This is a genomic window from Maribacter sp. ACAM166, assembly GCF_005771495.1.
GTDB lineage: Bacteria > Bacteroidota > Bacteroidia > Flavobacteriales > Flavobacteriaceae > Maribacter.
Genome location: NZ_VAUW01000085.1, coordinates 1 through 2474 on the forward strand (window position 1 = coordinate 1; position 2474 = coordinate 2474).

Here is a 2474-nt window from a genome sequence, read left to right on the forward strand (position 1 = left end):
ATAGTTATCGATTAAACAGGTCAATTCACAAACAAACCATTTTTGATAACCTTATTAAAAGAATGAGTAAACATCAACATGTTGGTTACAAGCAAATTAAACTAAGTACCTAACTTGACACCTCTAAAAAGTTATTTCCGTTTCTGATGTATGTAAAATGGTTTGTTTTTTATCATCGGGCCAATTGATTAGTATAGAATCTATATTTCGAATTTCACCTAAACCAAAATGTGCCCTAGGGTCATGGGTCGATAAATAACCTCGGGTTGGATAATGTTCATAGTATTGTTGCTCTTCGTTATAGTAAACACGAAGACTGGCCCCAATACCTTCGGGATTTGCTTTAGTCCCTTCAAAAGAAACGGTTAATCTTTGATTACCTTTATTCAAGGTGTTTTCATAAACGAAAGCGGTATCATTTATATTATTGATGACCACATCTAGGTCACCGTCATTATCAAGATCTGTATACACGCCTCCATTAGAGAAAGATTCATGATCAAGTCCCCAAGCTTTTGATGTGTTTTTAAATCCGGTTCCGTTGGTATTCATAAACGCATAGTTGGCCAGTTTAACCACGGGTAGAGAGTCGGTCATTGCCAAGGTAAAGCTTTGTGCGCCGGCTGTTTGTCCACTGCCATATGTGATATAATCCAGATCAGTAACATCACGAGGCAGTCCGTTCGTAATAATTAAATCACGGAAACCATCATTATCAAAATCAGCAGTGATGGGACACCAGCTCCAGTCGGTTTCATAAACGCCCGCGATATAGCTTATATCGTTGAAAACCGGATGGCCCAGTGGCGTTTGGCCACTATTCAATTGCAAAACGTTTCTTACGTATTGATGGTTATAATTATACTGTTCGTTATTGATGTAGTTGTAGTATTCGTTACCGCTCAGCATCCTTTTTTTTCGAAGGTTGTTCTCTGGTAACATTTCTAGGGAAATAAGATCTACAAGGCCATCGTTATTAATATCTACCACATCCGTACCCATGGCGTTCCATGCAGTGTGTTTAAAGTAATCGCCTAACTGGTTTGTAAAGGTGCCGTTCTTATTGTTTATGTACAATACGTCGTTTGAGATAAAATCGTTTGTCACATAAATATCGGGCCACCCATCGGAGTTCATATCGGTAATAGATGCCGCATGGCCCCAACCCTCAATAGTTATTCCTGCTACCTTCGAAACATCAGTAAAAGTAGAATTACCATTGTTGCGGTAAAGTCGATCTGTGTTCTTTGCGCTACCGTCGGTCAATTTTGATCTAAACCTAATAGGAGTTCGTTGGTCATAGATTTCGTTGGTCACTTGGTATAAATCTAAATCTAAATCTCCATCACTATCGTAATCGAAAAAATATGCTTGGGTACTGAATCCATTATCGGCAATGCCATAAGTCTTAGCTGATTCTTTAAAAACAGGTATACCCTTTTCGTTGTTTCCTTGATTGATATATAATAGATTGGTGCGCAGTTTTGGGTCGTTTCTGAACGACGCCGATATATATAAATCCATCCATCCATCGGCATTAATATCGACAACAGATACGCCCGTGCACCATCGACCTTGCCCATTTACCATTGCTTTTTCAGTAATGTCGTCAAATTGTAAATTCCCTTTGTTGAGATATAATTTGTTCGAAACCATATTTGCGGCAAAATAGATGTCCATTAGCCCATCTTTGTTAAAATCTCCGATGCCAACACCTCCACCATTGTATATATTGGCCTGATTTAGAATATTGAGTGTATCACTTTCAAAAAGCTGGTTATTGAAATCTATACCTGACTCAGAACTCGGCAACAATCTGAAAAGTGTTGAATTTTGCTGAGCAGAAACTGAATAAATTGATATAACTAAAAAGAACACTAATTGTAGGGATAAAGTATTTAAATGCGCATTCCGTTTCATTAAACTTTTATATAAATACAAATTATTCATTTTTATAATCTTAAAATGTTTAAATGTATTAATAAGCGAAAAATTTGATAACACCGTATGGTTCATTAATGCAACGTTTTGTTTCATTTAATTTCTGCAATTGTGTAAATGCTCAGTTATCATGAGGATATGGTAACTATTATTCAGATTCAATTATTAAGGATAAATATTTATAGAGGTTAGTAGTTACTTACTTATTATTTCTGATTGATATATTTTATCACCGCTTACCATTCTAGTGATCAGGTTATTGAAAATTGTTGACTTACTCTGTGAGCGGTTTATTCTAAAACAGAATTCATTAAAATACCTATTTAGGTTATCATCACTGACCCAAGAATAGGTAGTTCTTATCCAAGATTTAACTTGATGTATCATAGTATGTAGTGCCTTGAATCTCAATCCTTTATTACTTTCTATCTGTTTTATATCGTACACTTTTGCTATAGGTCTGTAACCTCTCCATTTGTCGGTCGTTATCTTGGCTTCTCGACTTATGTGGCCGACAAATATATATTGTAATG

Annotated in this window: 2 protein-coding genes and 1 pseudogene; 1 reads left to right on the forward strand and 2 read right to left on the reverse strand. The window is 35.9% G+C overall.

Annotated elements, in window-relative coordinates:
• Positions 1–113: pseudogene (locus tag ES765_RS22505) on the forward strand (IS1595 family transposase); the annotation flags it as partial.
• 10 nt (positions 114–123) lie between these two features.
• Here ES765_RS22505 and ES765_RS21390 read toward each other — a convergent pair.
• Both ES765_RS21390 and ES765_RS21395 read right to left on the reverse strand, forming a co-directional pair.
• The gene (locus tag ES765_RS21390; RefSeq protein ID WP_171017405.1) at positions 124–1950 is read right to left on the reverse strand and encodes a CRTAC1 family protein; all 1827 of its coding nucleotides are present in this window, start codon (positions 1948–1950) and stop codon (positions 124–126) included.
• Positions 1951–2136: 186 nt separating this feature from the next.
• Positions 2137–2474 (reverse strand): transposase (locus ES765_RS21395; RefSeq protein WP_138116553.1); only part of this gene is annotated, 338 nt, incomplete at its 5' end.